The following is a 317-nucleotide window of genomic DNA, read 5'->3' as shown; positions in this document are numbered from 1 at the left end:
CGGGCTGCCGATCAATCCCGACACCGGCGAGCCGTTCCCCGTCGACCCCGAAACCGGCCAGCCCTACAACCCCGAAACCGGGCTACCGGTCCTCACCGACCCCGACACCGGCGAAGTCATGCCGATCAACCCCGTCACCGGTGAGGCCTACCATCCGGACACCGGGGGCCAGACTCTGCAGACGGATCCGGAGACCGGGCTGCCGATCAATCCCGACACCGGCGAGCCGTTCCCCGTCGACCCCGAAACCGGCCAGCCCTACAACCCCGAAACCGGGCTACCGGTCCTCACCGACCCCGACACCGGCGAAGTCATGC

Annotated in this window: 1 pseudogene; it reads left to right on the top strand. The window is 69.1% G+C overall.

What is annotated here, in order from left to right:
• Positions 1-317, top strand: a pseudogene (locus RM446_RS24750) (hypothetical protein); the annotation flags it as partial.

This window comes from Streptomonospora wellingtoniae, from assembly GCF_031845375.1.
GTDB lineage: Bacteria > Actinomycetota > Actinomycetes > Streptosporangiales > Streptosporangiaceae > Streptomonospora > Streptomonospora wellingtoniae.
This window is presented reverse-complemented; position numbering and strand designations above follow the sequence as displayed.